Here is a 16,539-nt window from a genome sequence, read left to right as displayed (position 1 = left end):
ACACTTGTATTTCTTTAAATGGTTAAAAACTTTTCAATGCCAGATGGTAACATCTGATATCATAAATCAAACTCTGAGCCTTCGGACTTTACTACGTTTTGTAAATCCCTGCTGCTATTTTCTCAATAAATTGCTTTGGTAAAATGCGGTTGGCATACACACTGATGATATTGGTAAAGCCAGGAATAATCTCCGATTTTTTCGCAAACATTCCTTTAACCGCAATTTCGGCTACTTCATCTGGTTGCATGTTAAATTTTTCAGCCATTTTATTAAAAGCATCCAAACCCGCACGGTGTGCAAAGCCCGTATCAACCGGCCCCGGGCTTAAACAACTAACAGAAACCCTACCACCTTTAAGTTCGAACCTTAAGGCCCGTGTAAACGATAAAATATAGGCTTTAGTTGCCGAATAAATAGCCAATGTAGGTACTGCCTGGTAAGCTGCAGTGCTTGCAACATTCAGGATATAGGCTTTTTCCTCTTTTAAAAGTACCGGAAGCAATAAATGGCACATCGAAGTAACGGTATTCATATTTAACTGGCACATTTCTAATTGCGCAGCTAAATCCAGTTCGGCAAATTTTCCCCATAACCCATATCCTGCATTGTTGATCAGGATATGAAGCTGATAATTGTTTTTCTTTATCCAATCCAATACCATTTTTGGCGCATCTGGAATGCTTAAATCAATTGGCAGGATATCAACCTCAACACCATACTGACTTTTGATTTCGCTTTGCAGAATGCTTAATTCGTCACCCGAACGGGCAATCAGGAGCAGATTGATTTTTCTTTTAGCCAGGGCAATGGCCATCGATTTACCAATACCCTTACTGGCACCGGTAATCAGCGCGTATTTTGTCGTTATATCTGCCATGCTTATTTAATATCTATAAGGTTTGGCACAAATATCAAATAAAATCGGCTTTTGATCTTATTTTATTTCAAATGCACTGTGACCACGAATTATTAGCATCTTTTTAGAATTATTATCCTTAACCAGTCTAAATAATGTTAAATTTGACAAAATTTTAAGCTTTATGAAGCAATCAATACGGCCAACACACATTTTTAAGATCTTATTTGTCGCATTTTTTAAAGAATATGCGCTTAACTGATGAAAAACAGAAATTTTAAAAATGTTGTCAGGAATATTCACCTTTGGTTAGGTTTAACTACCGGTTTAGTAGTCATCATCATCAGCATTACCGGGGCACTTTATATATTTGAAGAAGAAATCAGGGATTTTACCCAAAAAGATTTCCGATATGTAACCGTTCAGCAAAAACCTTTTATAGGTTTAGCGCAAATTATTTCAAATTTCGAAAAACTTTCGCCAAAAGATCAGCTAAGGTTAATCCGGATTGAAGATGCCATACCGAATGCAACGGTAGAAATTACTTCTAAAAAAGCCGCTGTTTATTACTTTAACCCCTACGATGCTTCTTTAGTAAAAAAAGGAAAAGAAGACTGGCTGGAAGTGGTTGAACATATTCATACTTCATTGTTATTGGGTAAAACCGGTGAGTTTATCATGCAGTGGTCGGTGGTTATTTTTGTAATTATGCTTGTTACCGGCCTGGTACTCTGGTTCCCCGGACAAATGCGTTTATTAAAACAATCGTTAAGCATCAAAAGAAAAGCTTCTTTTAAACGCTTCAATTACGACCTGCATAATGTATTGGGTTTTTACGCATCCATTGTACTTTTGATTACGGCCCTAAGCGGTTTATATTTTGCTTTTAAAGGAGTGAAAAATGCCGCAAGTTTTTTTACAGGTAGTAAACTAGGTCAGGGGAAGGCAATTGTTATGGCTAAACCCTTACAAATCGATTCGTTACCTGTACGCTACAATAAAATTTATACAGAGGCCAAAGCCAAATATCCTGGTGCAGTTTCAAGCAATTTTTCACTGCGTGGTAAAGGAGAATTGCGGTTAAGGATGATTTATCCTTACCGTTGGGCACGCAACCAGAATACTTTTTTCTACGATGCAGCTACAGGGCTAATGATCAGGGCTAAATTATATCAAAATTTTAATGGTGCCGATTTGATTGAGGCCACCAATTACGATTTGCATACCGGCAGGCTTTTGGGCTTGCCGAATAAAATTGTTTCTTTTTTAGCCGCTTTGATTGCAGCAAGTTTGCCCGTTACCGGCTTTATCATCTGGTGGAAGAAAAGGAAAAAGCCCAGAAAAACAAAAGCTTAGTTTATCCAGTTGGAGGCAATCGTGTAAAAGGGTTAACAGGTTAATATTTGGCTTAATTCTGATAATTACAAATCATCCTGATCCGTCTTTTTTTGCAATTTTTGATCTTTATTTAATAAAGATACACCAGCAAATGAAGCATAACGTCAACCTTTATTTATCTATAATTTTGTTACTGTGTTTAGGTTTAAATAGCTATGCTCAGAAAATTATAATCAGTACCGGTCATTCGGCCCTGGTATACCATGTAAATAAACAAAAACAGTTAGAGCAAACTTATTTTGGTGAAAAACTTCAGGATTCTGCAGCTTACAGAAATGCAAATACGTACGAGTTGCCAGCCCTTGCAACAGGAGGCGCTACTTATTTACAGGAGCCTGCCCTCGAGGTAAGCCATGCCGATGGCAATATGTCATTGCAGCTGGAATTTGTATCAACAACCGTTAAAACGGAAGATAATTTAACTGAAACGGTTATCCGTTTGAAAGATCCTGCCTATAATTTTTTTGTAAACCTGCACTACAAAGCCTACCAAAAGGAAAATATAATCGAAACCTGGAATGTGATCGATAACCAGGAAAAAGGAGATGTAATACTACACCGCTATGCTTCTGCATTTTTAAATTTTCCGGGGGCTACCAACTATCTTACCCGTTTTAATGGCGATTGGGGAATGGAAGCGCAGATGGAAGAATTTTTATTGCCAAATGGACTTTACAGCATACAATCAAAGCTTGGGGTTAAAACAGTTGAAAATGGCTTGTCGTCTTTTATGCTGTCTAAACAAAAGCTTGATGATGAAAACCAGGGGGAAGTATTTGGCGGTTCGCTGGCCTGGAGCGGTAATTTTAACCTCCAGTTTGAAACATTTAAAAATAATTCGCGAATGGGCGACGCATTAAAGGTAATTTGTGGTATTAATGCCTACGCTTCAGATTATCGCCTCAAAAACAAAGAAAATTTAACCACCCCTCATTTTATTTTTACCTACACCAAAGGCGGTCAAGGCCAGATGAGTCGTAACTTTCATCATTGGGCCATTAAATACGGTATCTGGAAAGGTGAGCAACGCAGGCAAACCTTACTGAACAATTGGGAGGCAACTTATTTTAAGTTTAACCAGGATACTTTGGTGAATTTGTTCGACGGGGCAAAAAAATTAGGTGTCGATCTGTTTTTGCTCGATGATGGCTGGTTTGCTAATAAATATCCACGTGATAATGATAAGGCTGGCCTTGGCGATTGGGAAGTGAATAAAAGGAAATTATCCAATGGCATTGGCTATCTCGTAAAAGAAGCTCAAAACAAACAAATTAACTTTGGTATCTGGATCGAACCCGAAATGGTAAACCCCAAAAGCGAACTGTATGAAAAACATCCCGATTGGGTATTAAAAGCACCAAACCGGCCCGAAGATCTTCAGCGGACGCAGCTGGTGCTCGACGTCACCAATCCGAAAGTACAGAACTTTGTATTTGGGGTAATCGATAATTTGATGAAAGAAGCACCGGGTATTACTTATATGAAATGGGATTGTAACCGGACCATGAGCAATCCGTACAGTGTTTTTATGGGTAAGAATCAGGAGTCCATGTTTGTTAAATATACTCAGGGCCTTTATCATGTATTGGATTTGGTAAGGGCAAAATACCCTGATCTAGAACTGATGCTGTGTGCAAGCGGCGGGGCAAGGGTAGAGTATGGTGCCATGAAATATTTTAATGAATTTTGGGCCAGCGACAATACCAGCCCTTTCGACAGGATAAAAATACAGTGGGGATATTCTTATTTCTTTCCGGCACTTACTATTTGCAATCACGTTACCGAGTGGGGCAAACAATCCATAAAATATAAACTGGATGTGGCCATGTCTGGTAAAATGGGCTTTGATGTACAGGTGAAAAAAATGAGCGTGAAAGATCTTGAATTGAGCAAAATTTCCTTAGAGAATTACAAAAGACTGCAACCTGTAATTAACTATGGAGATTTATACCGTTTGGTATCGCCTTATCTTACCAACAGTGCCTCTTTAATGTATGTAGATAGTACGATGAACAAAGCGGTGTTGTTTGCCTATAATTTAACCGTTAGCGAAGCGCAAAATTATCCTATATTAATTTTAAAAGGTTTAGACCCTAAAAAGAAATATAAAATTAAAGAAATTAATTTATTGCCGGGCACCAAGCCAAAGTGCGCGGATGATGCGCAGGTTTACACGGGGGAAAGCTTGATGAATACAGGTTTAAAATGGTATTTAAACCGTAGCGAAACCAGTTCGGTGCTCGAGCTGGAGGCTATTTAGCAAATATATACCTCTTAAATAAGCTGTTCCGCATAGTCTTTAAGCTGGTTCAGGCCTGATTGGCAAAACGCCTGTTGCATGGTTAAATCCAGAGCTGAAACAGGTTCAAAGATTTCGGTAAGTGTAACCGGGCTGCTTCCTGTAAAGGTAATTGTTGTTTTTCTGCCATCATCCAGCGTGTAAGAAATGCTTTTATGTTCTATAATTTCGGTGTAAATTCCTTTAAAATTAAATTTTTCACTACCGTCTTTTTTTACCATCACATACAAAAAACCACCTCCTATAGTCAGGTTGTTTTCAATTTTTAAATTTACCCATTCTCCTGATGGGGCATTCCATTTGAAGATGTGTTCGGGCTCATTCCACACTTCCCATACCAGGGCAATGGGTTGGTTAATCGTAATACTGGCCGTTAATAAATTTGCGTGATCCATATTATTTTTATTATAGCATAAAATTACGGTTGTTATGCTACTTTTAGGTGGCTATTGAAGACATAAAACAGGGTGATTCGGGTATATTAATCAATTCCTTATTATCGCGGTTTTTAAAAAAAAAGATATTCCTTTTGGTTGTATTGCCGGTATTATTTTTATGATTTTTCGTTCTCTAAAGTCCTTAATCTATATTTTAGAGGCGGTAGGCTTTAATAAGTTTATTTGAAGCAGAATTAGCCTGAAATGCCAATTTGTTGGCAGTATAATTGTTAAAAAATGGAATCCTGTGTTTTTCCCGGCACAGGCTTACTCCAAAAATGATAGTCGGAAATGTCAGAAATACGAAATTACGATGCAGAATTCTGTGGAAATCTGCCCATACACCACATTAACTCTATTCAGGACTATGGATACCTGCTTGTTCTGGATAATAAAACACTGAACATTATTCAGGTCAGCGAAAACCTGAGTATCATTACTGAGCAAACACCAGCACAAATCATTAATAAACATTTGTCAACCTGGTTTAGCCAACAGGATATAGAAAATATTACCAGACTGATTAAAGGTGATGCGAAAGACAGGATCCCGTTAAATCTGGTATTTGAAAATGATGGCAAACAATTGCTATTTGATGGCTTGATTCACATCAAAAACGATTATTCCCTGTTGGAAATAGAATTGGCATCAAAAGAAGGGCAAAAAAGTTTTTCAGCTGTTTTTCAGGAAGTAAGGCAGTTTATATCTGCAATGGAAAATGCTTCAACTTTAACCGAAGTTTGTAATGTAGCCATTAAACAATTGCGTAAAGTTTCGGGTTTTGATGGAGTTAGGATGTACCAATTTGACGAAAACTGGAATGGGACGGTGGTTGCCGAAGACATTTCGGGCGCTTTAGAAAGTTACCTCGGGCAAACTTTTCCAGCCTCTGATGTACCTAAACAAGCAAGGGCACTTTACCTTAAAAATCCCTTCAGGCTGATCTCAAACCGGGAATATCAACCGGTTCGATTATATCCGGTAATAAATCCCTTAACCAATGCATTTATCGATCTTTCTGACTGCAATTTACGTGGCGTAGCCTCGGTACATTTAGAATATATGCAGAATATGAATGTAAGCGCATCCATGTCGATCAGGGTTATGCGTGAAGGCAAACTTTGGGGATTAATTTCCTGCCACCACATTAGCCCTAACTACCCGACTGTAGATATGCGTTACATTTTCGAATGGCTTTCGGTAGAAATATCAAATAGGATTGCCGCCATTTTAAATCAGGAAGATTATAACCAATCAGCCACCAGGTTAGCAAAACGAACAACTATTACTGATTTTATTTATGCTAAAGATGATATTATCGAAGGATTACTGGATGACCAAAACCTAAACATCCTTTCTTTGTTTAATGCTGGTGGTGCAGTTGTAAAAATAGGTAACCGTACCGAGTACCGGGGCGAAATTCCGGATAAAAGCGAAATTTATAACCTGATGCTCTGGCTTGAAGGGAAAGAAATTGAAAAGGTTTTTGCCAGTAGCCACCTTAGCGAACTATATGAGGAAGCCAAAGCTTACGAAAAAATTGGAAGTGGTATTTTGGTCATCCCCGTTGATGGCCGGAGCGGCGATTATGTAATTTGTTTCCGGCCGGAGGTAATACGGCAGATTAAATGGGGCGGAGATCCCGAGCAGGTGATCAATTTTGATCAGGATGGGAAAAATTATCATCCACGAAACTCCTTTAAACTTTGGCTGCAAACAGTTTATGGCCAGTCTTTAAACTGGAGCCAAAACGAGCTTGAAATAGCCGAATCGTTAAGGAATTTTATATTTGAATTTAGAACAAAGCAACTTTATAATTAACCTGATGGAAAAAAAGCAGGAAAAGGAGGATCTGGTATTGAACAAGCGTTACGATAAATACATCGTGGCCGTTGGTGCTTCTGCCGGTGGGTTAGAGGCTATTCACGAATTTTTCGACCACATGCCCGCAAACTCGAGTTTTTCTTTTGTGGTAATCCAGCATTTATCTTCAGATTATAAAAGTTTACTGGTCGAACTGGTGGGCAAACATACCCACATGAAGGTTTTTGAAGCGGCAAATGATATGGCCATTCAGCAGGATTGCGTATATATTATTCCCAATAATAAATTAATGACCTTGGTAAAGGGGCGGCTAAAACTGGCAGATAAATCGCAGATTAAAGCACCTAATACCGCAATTGATCATTTTTTACATACCCTGGCCAAAGATAAAAAAGAGAAAGCCATCGCCATTATCCTATCCGGAACGGGCACCGATGGCACCAAAGGCATACAGAGCATTAAAGAAAATGGCGGAATGGTGATTGTTCAGGATCCTGCTTCTGCCAAATTTGATGGAATGCCCAATTCGGCCATTGCATCAGGTAATGCAGATCATGTAATGATCCCTTCTCGTATGCAGGAAGAACTTTTTAGTTACGTAAACGAAGAGCCTGTTAAAGTACTCGAAAACGGTAAAGTAAATGAAGAACTGCTCGACGAAGTATTTAAGCTGGTGCACACCAGCAGCGGGAACGATTTTAACCTGTATAAAACCCCAACCATCATCAGGCGTATTGGCCGGAGGATGAACGAAAGGGGAATTAAAAAGTTAGACCGTTATGTAGCCTTTTTGCGCGAAAATGCAAACGAGGTGAAAATTTTAGCGCAGGATTTTTTAATCGGAGTAACCAAGTTTTTTAGAGATGAACAGGCCTTTGCACAGCTTAACGAATATGCCCTGCAGGATATTGTAGACCGGAAAGAAGATGGCGATGTAATTAAAATCTGGATCTGCGCCTGCAGCACCGGTGAAGAAGCGTATTCTGTTGCCGCAATGGTAAACGATTGTGTAGACCGTTCGGGTAAAAACATCGAGATTAAAATATTTGCTTCCGATATCGATGAAAAAAGTATCGAAATTGCTTCCAAAGGGCAATATCCGCTTTCAGTGAAAAAAGAAATCCCGGTTAAATTGTTCAAAAGATATTTTGTACAGGAAGGTAAATACATCAGCGTGGTATCCAGTTTGCGTAAACAGGTGGTATTTGCCAAACACGATGTAATTAAATCGCCGCCATTTATTAAAAACGACCTGGTTACCTGCCGGAATATGCTGATTTATGTAAACAGCATCCTTCAGGAAAAAATACTGTCGATATTCCATTTTTCACTTTTGCCAAACGGTTACCTGTTTCTCGGATCGAGCGAAACGGCTTCTTCCATGAAAGCTGGCTTAACGGAAATTTCGGGTAAATCGAAAATCTATCAAAAGACCGGAAAAATCAATTATTCTACCTACAATACTTACAATACAGGTGCCAGAACAGCTACTGGTATAGATCGGAAAAAAGGAAGTACCACCGAAACGATACAAAGTCCGCTCGAAAAACGCCTGGCTGATTTTCTTTCATCAGATCTGGGTTATGTAGCTGTATTTATTGATAAAGCATATATTATGCAGGATGCTGTTGGCGATTACCGTCAATATTTATCGCTGCCCGAACAAAGTATTGAGCTGAATATATTAAAAATGGTGCCAAGAGAGGTATCTGTGGTAATTAACACCGGGTTGAGAAAAGCCTGGAAGGAAAACAAAAAGGTTCAGTTAAAAAAAATACGTTTTAAGAATAATGCATTTGTAAATATTGCTGTTATACCTTCCGATCCAGCAAATACCAATGGTTTTACCATGGTTGTTTTTGCCGAGCATGTGTTAGAAGTGGTTGCCGGCAAAGATGAGTTTGCTCTGCCTGGTTTCCATGATGCTACGCAAGCCGAATACGTGTTTGAACTGGAAGCAGAACTGAACGAAACGCGTTCGAACCTGCAGATGGCGGTTGAAGAAATGGAGACCACCAACGAAGAACTCCAATCCAGCAACGAAGAATTACTTTCGGCTAATGAAGAGCTGCAATCCAGCAATGAAGAATTGCAATCCCTCAATGAAGAACTTCATACCTTAAATACCGAGCATCAGCTTAAAATTAAGGAACTTATTGAGCTGAATGACGACCTGGACAACTATTTCAGGAGCACCGATATCGGGCAGGTATTTCTTGATGCCGGAATGGTTATCCGGAAATTTAATCCTGCGGCAATCAGTATGGTTAACCTGATTGAAGCCGATATTGGTCGTTCAATTGAACACATTTCGAATAATATTAAAGCCGAAAACCTTACCGGCGATATCAGAAAAGTATTATTAAACGCCCATATTATTGAAAAAGAGGTTCAGTTAAAGAACAATACCCGATGCCTGATGCGTATTATGCCTTATTTAAGGAAAGATAAGCGGGCAGATGGCGTGGTGATCTCTTTTGTGGATATTTCTAAAATTACCGAACTTAATAACATCATCAGTGGTGTTTTTAATGCCAGTTTAAACGGGATTTTAGCTTTCAGGGCAGTAAGGGATGCCAAACACTTTATTGTAGATTTCGAATGCAGCACTTATAACGACTCGGCGTTACATATTTTAAAGAAAAATAAAAACGAATTAACAGGTGCAAGGCTGGTTAAAATGATACCAGAACTTGCGGTGAGTAATCTTTTTAATAAATATGTTGGCGTAGTAGAGAATGGGAAAGTGCTCGAAACGGAACTTCAGTTTTCTAAAGAACAGTGGTGCCAGCTTATTGCGGTAAAAATGTCGGATGGTTTCGTAGCTACTTTGACTGATATCAGTCAGCAAAAACTTGCAGAGCAAAAACTGAAAAAAAATTATAACGAACTTTTAGGTGCACGCGAAAACCTGCGCCAGCTTAATGCCGAGCTGGAGTTAAAGGTAAAAGAGCGTACCATGAAACTCTCTGAAAGTGAAGAACGTTTTAATCTGGTTTCGCATGCCACCAACGATACCATCTGGGATTGGAATTTAGCCAATAATACCATGTGGCGGAGTGATAACTTTACCATTATGTTTGGTTATGCAAAAGATGCCCATACCGAGAATATTGCGTTTTGGTTTGATAAAATCCATCCGGACGACCGTGAACGTGTAAAAACCAGTGTTTACGACGCCGTTAACCATAACGAAACGCAGTGGACATCGCAGTATCGTTTACAAAAAGCCGATGGTAGTTACGCCACCTTGCTCGATCGTGGAAGCATTTTGTTAGACGATTTGAAAACCCCATACCGTATGGTAGGTTCTATCGTGGATATCTCAAAACTGGTAGATACTGAAGTAAGATTAAATTCGACAGAACGTAAATTCAGAAAGATTTTCGAATCCAATGTCATCGGAATCTTATTCAGTAATACCGAAACAGGTAGAATAGATGATGCAAATGATATTTTCTTAAAATTATTAGGTTATACAAGGGCTGATTTCGAAAACGGAAATATCGATTGGATGCACCTTACACCCGAAGCTTTTATGCCGATTAGCAAAATATCGGCAAAACTGTTAAAAGAAGAAGGTTTTTGTCCGCCATTCGAAAAGCAATACCTCAATAAAGCAGGTGTTCCTATTGATGTATTGGTTGGCTCTGCCTTACTCGATGAAGAGGTGCCAAATGGAGCTGTAACTTATGTAATCGATATCAGCAAACAGAAACATACCGAGAAAAAACGTGGGGAACTGCAAAAACTGATTAAAAAACAACAGGACGAGTTCAATAGTATTTTTAAAAATGCCCCTGCTTTAATTACTATTCGGAGGGGAAAAGGGCTTAAATATGAATTCGTGAACGAAGCCTTTAAAACTTTTGATGGTGGAACAGATTATATCGGTCGTTCAAGGATTGGGAATGGCTCTAAATTCGAATCCCCCGAACTGCTGGAAATTGAAAATCGGGTAATACAAACTGGCGAAACTTATGTCGCCAACGCTTACCGCATCGATCAGTTAAATAAAGCAACCGGTACATCTGTAGAAAAGTGGTTCGATATGATTTTAAACCCAGTGTTTTCTGATAAAGGTGTAATCGATGGAATTGCTTTCTTTGGTTTCGAGGTAACCGATTTAATGAAAGCACAACAGGCCACAAAAGAACTCATGCACCGTAAGGATGAATTTATGAGTATTGCCAGTCACGAGTTGAAAACACCCATCACCAGCATTAAAGGCTTTTTACAGTTCGCTTTGAGGATGGCTGAACAACAGAAGTTCGAAAAAATCCATGAATTTGTAGATAAAGCAAACCGGCAGATTGGAAAATTGACGGAACTGGTAGAAGATTTGCTTGATGTAACCAAGATACAGGCAGGGAAAATGACTTTTAACTTCTCTGATTTCAATATTGCCGGAGTAATTGAAGATGCTATTGATGGTTTACAGGAGAGCATGCACGGACATCGTATTGTACAGGAAATAACCGATGTAGAGGTACATGCCGATCGTAACCGGATTGAACAGGTATTGAGCAATTTTATCTCAAACGCCATTAAGTATTCGCCCGATGCTAATAAAATTGTGGTGCGTGCAAAAGCAGAAGGTAAACACTTGCTGGTTTCGGTGCAGGATTACGGTATTGGTATTCCTCAGGATAAATCGCAGTTTGTATTCGACCGCTTCTTTAGGGTAGAAGCCTCATCGCATAGTTTTTCGGGACTAGGCCTCGGCTTATATATCTCTGCCGAAATTGTAGAAAGGCATGGTGGCCAAATTGGCGTAAACAGTAAGGAAGGCGAAGGATCTGAATTTTGGTTTAGAATTCCATTGAAGGAAAAATAGTTGATCAGGCTTCTTTATATTAAGATTGTCATCCTTGAGGGATAATTTATGGTATAAAAATCAATATTTGTAAAAGGCAGATTTAGCGAATTGATAAGCCTTCAAAAATCGTCTCTGCCAGAAGGCTTTTAACCGACAGCCCGTCACGATTTTCCGGAAAGCAATCTTAAAACGATCGCATGTAGCGTGCGCTTTAAGATTGCTTTATTGTTCCTTCTCGCCATGGCGGCCATTCTATTGGAATCTGTCAATGATAGCCTGGTCGAAGGATCTTTTATCTCTTTTTTGAATTTTTAGCGTATGATAATCCAGACAAAGCAAACAAAATGTGCTTAATCATTGTATTTATAATTCCTCTAACACGGGAGTAATTGGAAATGGGGTAAACATGGATGTGGATACCCCTTTTCTGTTTGTACAACATTTAAATACTAAAACTGTTTAGTTCATTTTATTCAGTATCTTATTTTTTACTCTCTCAGGTTGTGTATTAATCTCAACTATTTTGGTGTAAGTGTGTTCTTTTACCATGGATGATAGGGCGAATTTAATATTAGGTATTGTTTTTTTGTTGGCGGGAGTTTTTGTATTCTATATTATTTTCAGGCCTGATAGGGAAAAGAGAAGATAGATTTTTATCATTAAGGTTAATCGTAATTATTCACTTCTTATTGTTTGACCATGAGAAGTGAAGATCATTAAGGTTTTATTGATAGAGGCAATTGGTTATTGAAAATTGATCCATTGGTTATTAATAATCCATCCTCCGTTTTCCATCTTACCCCTTCCATTTTTTTACCTGTCTCCGAACTTCAAACCCGACTATTTCCGTATTCTTGTAAGAAAAAATACAATGGAGAAACCGCTTATCAATATTACCTACTGCCCTAAATGTGGCTGGATGTTGCGTTCGGCCTACATGGCACAGGAAATTTTAACCACTTTTGTTGATGAAGTGAAAGGGGTGACCTTATTGCCAAGCGAGATTTCAGGTGTATTTACCATAACGATAAACGATAAATTGATATTCGATCGGAAACAGATGCAGCGATTTCCGGAGATTAAAGAATTAAAACAGCTTATCCGTGATGAGGTAAACCCATCAATGAATCTTGGTCATTCTGATCTGAAGCAACCGTAATACAGCTCATTACCTTAAAGCCAAAATCAGTTTCCCCGATTTTATCCTGAAATAATAAATTAAAGAGGTTTTGTGCTTTAAAATTTCAATACTTTTAATCGTACCAGAACTGCCGAATGTATCTGAGATAACATCGCCAACTTTTAGTTGCTCTAATCGATGTATAGGGGTTAATGCATCAATAAGTGTCATAAACAAAATTAAACCAGGAAAGATACTTTGGATAGCATTTTTGTGTCAATATAATATTTCACGTTTATGTGTAATAAAACATCATACACTTATATTCGCTAAGGGAATTGTTTTTAACAAAAAAAGCTGGACCATTTAATTGATCCAGCTTTTTATAGGTGTTATTTGTGCTTACTTCTGCACTTTAATTTCTGTTCTACGGTTTAAAATTCTGCCTTCGTCGGTATCATTCGGGCTGATTGGGTTTTTATCGCCATGACCAACAATGGTAAAGTTATCGCCTTTTAAACCTGCATTAACAAAGTAAGATTTTACTGAATTTGCACGGTCGATTGAAAGCGACATGTTGTGCTCTGGCGTTCCTTCAGCAGATGAATACCCATTCAGAATAAATTTAGTATCCGGCGATTTTTTCATTTCCGATACCGCTTTATCTAAAATTGCAAACGAAGAAGTTTTAAGTACGAACGAATTAAACTCGAACTGGATGTTATCTAAATTAAAATTTGGTTTTTCAACTGGAGCTGGTTTTTCTGGTTCAGGCTCAGGAGCTGGTTTTTTCTCTTCAACAGGTGGCGCTGGCTTCTCAACAGGTGCCGGAGCCGGTTTTGCTACCAGTTTTTTGGTTTTACAAGAGTACATAGTAAGCGTACCTAAAGCAATAAGCGTAGTAAACAGGAGATTTTTGGTAATGTTCATGTTTTAAAATTAATTTAAGTTTATTGTGTGTTTGTTGCCCAAACATACTAATAAATGATTATACGTATAACGGTGTTTTTTTTAAGAAGTTATATTTTGACAATTAATCATTCATGCTTTACCCGTAATTTTAATGTAGTTTCTGCCTAACTTATTTTAAATCAGCACCGTTTTAATGCGGTTTTCTTCAAACATATTTCCATCAATTTTCTTTATCTATTATAAAATATAGATATGGATCGTTTTAAAAACAAAGTAGCTTTAATTACCGGGAGCAGTCAGGGCATAGGTGCTGCATGTGCCTTAAGATTAGCAAAAGAAGGCTGTAATATTATTTTAAATGGACACAAATTTGATGAAAGAGGTGAAAAACTGATTGCGCAGATCGAAAAAATGGGACAAAAAGCCTCTTTTTTAGCTGCTGATTTAAGCAAGGCCAAAGAAGCTATTAAACTGGTAAACGATGCAGTTGCTGAGTTTGGACAGCTGGACATCCTGATTAATAATGCTGGCATAGAAAAAAAGGCCGATTTTTGGAAAGTAACAGAAGAAGATTATGATCTGGTAATGGATACCAACTTAAAAGGTGTTTTTTTCGGGACCCAGTCTTTCGTAAATTATTGCCGGGAGCATAAAATTGCAGGTACGGTAATTAACATGAGCTCCGTGCATGAAGAAATTGTATTCCCGCACTTTGCAGCTTATTGTGCTAGTAAAGGTGCGTTAAAAATGCTCACCAGAAACCTGGCCACAGAATTGGCTCCATTTAATATCCGGATTAATAATGTTGCCCCCGGAGCCGTTTCTACGCCAATTAACCAGGATTTGTTAAACAATAAGGAGCAGCTGGAAAAAGTGTTGCAAAATATTCCGTTAAGAAGAATGGGCAAAGTAGAGGATGTAGCCGCTGTGGTGGCTTTCCTGGCTTCTGATGATGCGGCCTATGTAACTGGTTCAACTTATTTTGTTGATGGAGGTTTAACCTATCATTACGAGGAACAATAGGTTAATGGGTTGTGCGACTGAGTTGTTTGTTTAATTCTACGGCCGCGCTGATTAATGCAAGATGCGTAAAGGCTTGGGGGAAATTACCCAGGTGTTCACCTTTTCTGCCCAGTTCTTCACTAAACAATAAAAGGTGATTGGAATAACCGATCATCTTTTCGAAGTTTTCTACCGCACGTTCCAGTTCTCCGCTTTTCGCCAATGCTTCGATAAACCAGAACGAACACATGTTAAAAGTGCCTTCTTCACCTTCAAGACCGTCAATTTTGGTCATGCCGTTTTTATAACGGTAAACCAACACATCCAGCAACAGCTCTTTGTCGATAACTTTCATGGTAGAAAGCCAACGCGGTTCTAATGGTGATATGAAATGTGTTAAGGGCATCAGCAAAGCGCTGGCATCTACATGTGTAGCACCTTTATACTGTACCCATGCGCCCAGTTTCCCGTTCCAGAAATGATGGTAAATATCTTCGTAAATTTCACTGCGGATCTTGTGCCACTCACTTTCGGGGTAGGGGAAAGATCGGTTTTCAGCAATTTTAATTGCCCTGTCCATCGCAACCCAACACATCAGACGCGTATGTAAAAATTCCTTTTTTTCGTTCCTGATCTCCCAGATGCCGTGATCGGGTTTTTTCCATTGTTTAATCACACACTGCACCTGCTTTTCAATTAAAGTCCAGAATTCGTAAGTAATCGGTTTGTGCGATTTGTTGTAAATATATACCGTGTCTATCAATTCGCCATAAATATCTATTTGTAACTGGCTTGCGGCTTCGTTGCCAATGCGCACAGGTTTCGAGGCACGGTAACCTTCAAACTGATTGGCTTCTACTTCTTTTATTTTTGCATTGCCATCAATCTGATACACCAACTGCAAATCCACTTTCTGGCAAAGGTTAAATATCCAGTCCATAAAGGCTGTAGCCTCCTCAAAAAAGCCAAGTGTTAAAAATGCATACATCGTAAAGGCCGCATCCCTGATCCAGGTGAAACGATAATCCCAGTTCCTGTTGCCGCCAATGGTTTCAGGCAGTCCGAAAGTTGGTGCCGCCACTACAGAGCCAAATTCGGCTGAGGTAAGCAATTTGAGCGTAATGACCGATCGCCTGATAATTTCATCATAACGGCCTTTATATGTAGTCTGGTTAATCCATTCCCGCCAGTAATCTACGGTTTTGCGGTAGCCATGTTTAATATAATGATCTAAATCAGCTGTTGGTTTGTCGTCTTCAATCATTTCGATGATGATGTGCGCCATTTCTGATTCCTGAAGCGTAAACTCGGCGTAACCTGTACGTTTTTCTATATGGAAAGGCACATCGGCCTTTAACCTGAGGCTAATTTTTTCAGTTTTGGAAAAAAATATCAATTCATCTTTTTCGTGTTTCACGGTGTGCTTACTTTCAGTATAACCAAAACTCGGTACACAAAACACCTTAAAAGTAATATCGCCCCTAATGGATTTAATTTGTCGTACAATGGCGCTGGGGAAATCGGTTTCCTTTGATAGGGGCATGTAATCGGTCAGTTCTGCAATGCCCTGTTCGGCAAAAAAACGGGTAAGCAGCACCGCTGTGCCTGGTAGATAAAGCTGTTTGCTGGTACAGTTTTCCAATTGAGGCTCTACAGAAAAATAACCGCCTTTTTCAGAGTCGAGCATGGAGGCAAAAACAGTGGGCGAATCAAACCTTGGTGCGCACAAAAAATCAATCGACCCCTGGAGCGAAACCAATGCAACGGTTTTCAGGTTGCCGATAACGCCATAGTTTTCTATAGGCTGAAAAGGTCTTTTTTTGTGCTTTGCCATATTTAAGGTATCAATTACCTAAGCAAAGGAATAAT

At 38.9% G+C, this 16,539-nt stretch carries 11 protein-coding genes; 6 read left to right on the top strand and 5 right to left on the bottom strand.

What is annotated here, in order from left to right:
* Nucleotides 1–91: 91 nt before the first annotated feature.
* Complete coding sequence (locus tag R2R28_RS25420; RefSeq protein WP_316828462.1) at nt 92–880, bottom strand: SDR family oxidoreductase; 789 nt, start codon at nt 878–880, stop codon at nt 92–94.
* A 240-nt stretch (nt 881–1,120) separates the two neighbouring features.
* Between R2R28_RS25420 and R2R28_RS25415 the strand changes: the two genes are divergently transcribed.
* Nucleotides 1,121–2,215 carry a PepSY-associated TM helix domain-containing protein gene (locus tag R2R28_RS25415; protein ID WP_316828461.1) on the top strand — a complete coding sequence of 365 codons (1,095 nt, stop codon included), beginning with the start codon at nt 1,121–1,123 and terminating at the stop codon, nt 2,213–2,215.
* Nucleotides 2,216–2,348: 133 nt separating this feature from the next.
* Complete coding sequence (locus R2R28_RS25410; RefSeq protein ID WP_316828460.1) at nt 2,349–4,517, top strand: alpha-galactosidase; 2,169 nt, start codon at nt 2,349–2,351, stop codon at nt 4,515–4,517.
* A 14-nt stretch (nt 4,518–4,531) separates the two neighbouring features.
* On the opposite strand, the gene R2R28_RS25405 is transcribed toward R2R28_RS25410, so the two are convergent.
* Entirely contained in the window at nt 4,532–4,951 is a 420-nt protein-coding gene (locus R2R28_RS25405) for an SRPBCC domain-containing protein (protein ID WP_316828459.1), read from the bottom strand.
* A 333-nt stretch (nt 4,952–5,284) separates the two neighbouring features.
* On the opposite strand from R2R28_RS25405, the gene R2R28_RS25400 reads away from it, so the two are divergent.
* From R2R28_RS25400 to R2R28_RS25390, 3 genes are all read left to right on the top strand, one after another.
* Nucleotides 5,285–6,814 (top strand): GAF domain-containing protein, encoded by a 1,530-nt coding sequence (locus R2R28_RS25400; RefSeq protein WP_316828458.1) that lies wholly within the window; start codon nt 5,285–5,287, stop codon nt 6,812–6,814.
* Between the two features lie 4 nt (nt 6,815–6,818).
* On the top strand, nt 6,819–11,654 hold the full coding sequence (locus R2R28_RS25395; RefSeq protein WP_316828457.1) for a chemotaxis protein CheB: 4,836 nt from the start codon (nt 6,819–6,821) through the stop codon (nt 11,652–11,654).
* A gap of 853 nt (nt 11,655–12,507) precedes the next feature.
* The gene (locus tag R2R28_RS25390) at nt 12,508–12,795 is read left to right on the top strand and encodes a SelT/SelW/SelH family protein (RefSeq protein ID WP_316828456.1); all 288 of its coding nucleotides are present in this window, start codon (nt 12,508–12,510) and stop codon (nt 12,793–12,795) included.
* A gap of 9 nt (nt 12,796–12,804) precedes the next feature.
* On the opposite strand, the gene R2R28_RS25385 is transcribed toward R2R28_RS25390, so the two are convergent.
* Both R2R28_RS25385 and R2R28_RS25380 read right to left on the bottom strand, forming a co-directional pair.
* On the bottom strand, nt 12,805–12,987 hold the full coding sequence (locus R2R28_RS25385) for a hypothetical protein (RefSeq protein WP_316828455.1): 183 nt from the start codon (nt 12,985–12,987) through the stop codon (nt 12,805–12,807).
* Nucleotides 12,988–13,158: 171 nt separating this feature from the next.
* Nucleotides 13,159–13,686 (bottom strand): OmpA family protein, encoded by a 528-nt coding sequence (locus R2R28_RS25380; RefSeq protein ID WP_316828454.1) that lies wholly within the window; start codon nt 13,684–13,686, stop codon nt 13,159–13,161.
* Between the two features lie 234 nt (nt 13,687–13,920).
* Here R2R28_RS25380 and R2R28_RS25375 point away from each other — a divergent pair, with 234 nt between their 5' ends.
* Complete coding sequence (locus tag R2R28_RS25375) at nt 13,921–14,691, top strand: glucose 1-dehydrogenase (RefSeq protein ID WP_316828453.1); 771 nt, start codon at nt 13,921–13,923, stop codon at nt 14,689–14,691.
* Between the two features lies 1 nt (nt 14,692).
* Here the strand turns inward: R2R28_RS25375 and R2R28_RS25370 are convergent, their stop codons facing one another.
* The gene (locus tag R2R28_RS25370) at nt 14,693–16,504 is read right to left on the bottom strand and encodes a glycoside hydrolase family 15 protein (protein WP_316828452.1); all 1,812 of its coding nucleotides are present in this window, start codon (nt 16,502–16,504) and stop codon (nt 14,693–14,695) included.
* Nucleotides 16,505–16,539: the final 35 nt, after the last annotated feature.

This window comes from Pedobacter miscanthi (genome assembly GCF_032678605.1).
GTDB lineage: Bacteria > Bacteroidota > Bacteroidia > Sphingobacteriales > Sphingobacteriaceae > Pedobacter > Pedobacter miscanthi_A.
The sequence above is the reverse complement of the archived record's forward strand: the minus strand, read 5'-3'. Positions and strand labels throughout refer to the sequence as shown.

What these genes read in the sequence shown, in the direction of transcription:
- R2R28_RS25420 (WP_316828462.1), bottom strand. Translation starts at nt 880, where the DNA reads ATGGCAGATATAACGACAAAATACGCGCTGATTACCGGTGCCAGTAAG.
- R2R28_RS25415 (WP_316828461.1), top strand. Translation starts at nt 1,121, where the DNA reads ATGAAAAACAGAAATTTTAAAAATGTTGTCAGGAATATTCACCTTTGG.
- R2R28_RS25410 (WP_316828460.1), top strand. Translation starts at nt 2,349, where the DNA reads ATGAAGCATAACGTCAACCTTTATTTATCTATAATTTTGTTACTGTGT.
- R2R28_RS25405 (WP_316828459.1), bottom strand. Translation starts at nt 4,951, where the DNA reads ATGGATCACGCAAATTTATTAACGGCCAGTATTACGATTAACCAACCC.
- R2R28_RS25400 (WP_316828458.1), top strand. Translation starts at nt 5,285, where the DNA reads ATGTCAGAAATACGAAATTACGATGCAGAATTCTGTGGAAATCTGCCC.
- R2R28_RS25395 (WP_316828457.1), top strand. Translation starts at nt 6,819, where the DNA reads ATGGAAAAAAAGCAGGAAAAGGAGGATCTGGTATTGAACAAGCGTTAC.
- R2R28_RS25390 (WP_316828456.1), top strand. Translation starts at nt 12,508, where the DNA reads ATGGAGAAACCGCTTATCAATATTACCTACTGCCCTAAATGTGGCTGG.
- R2R28_RS25385 (WP_316828455.1), bottom strand. Translation starts at nt 12,987, where the DNA reads ATGACACTTATTGATGCATTAACCCCTATACATCGATTAGAGCAACTA.
- R2R28_RS25380 (WP_316828454.1), bottom strand. Translation starts at nt 13,686, where the DNA reads ATGAACATTACCAAAAATCTCCTGTTTACTACGCTTATTGCTTTAGGT.
- R2R28_RS25375 (WP_316828453.1), top strand. Translation starts at nt 13,921, where the DNA reads ATGGATCGTTTTAAAAACAAAGTAGCTTTAATTACCGGGAGCAGTCAG.
- R2R28_RS25370 (WP_316828452.1), bottom strand. Translation starts at nt 16,504, where the DNA reads ATGGCAAAGCACAAAAAAAGACCTTTTCAGCCTATAGAAAACTATGGC.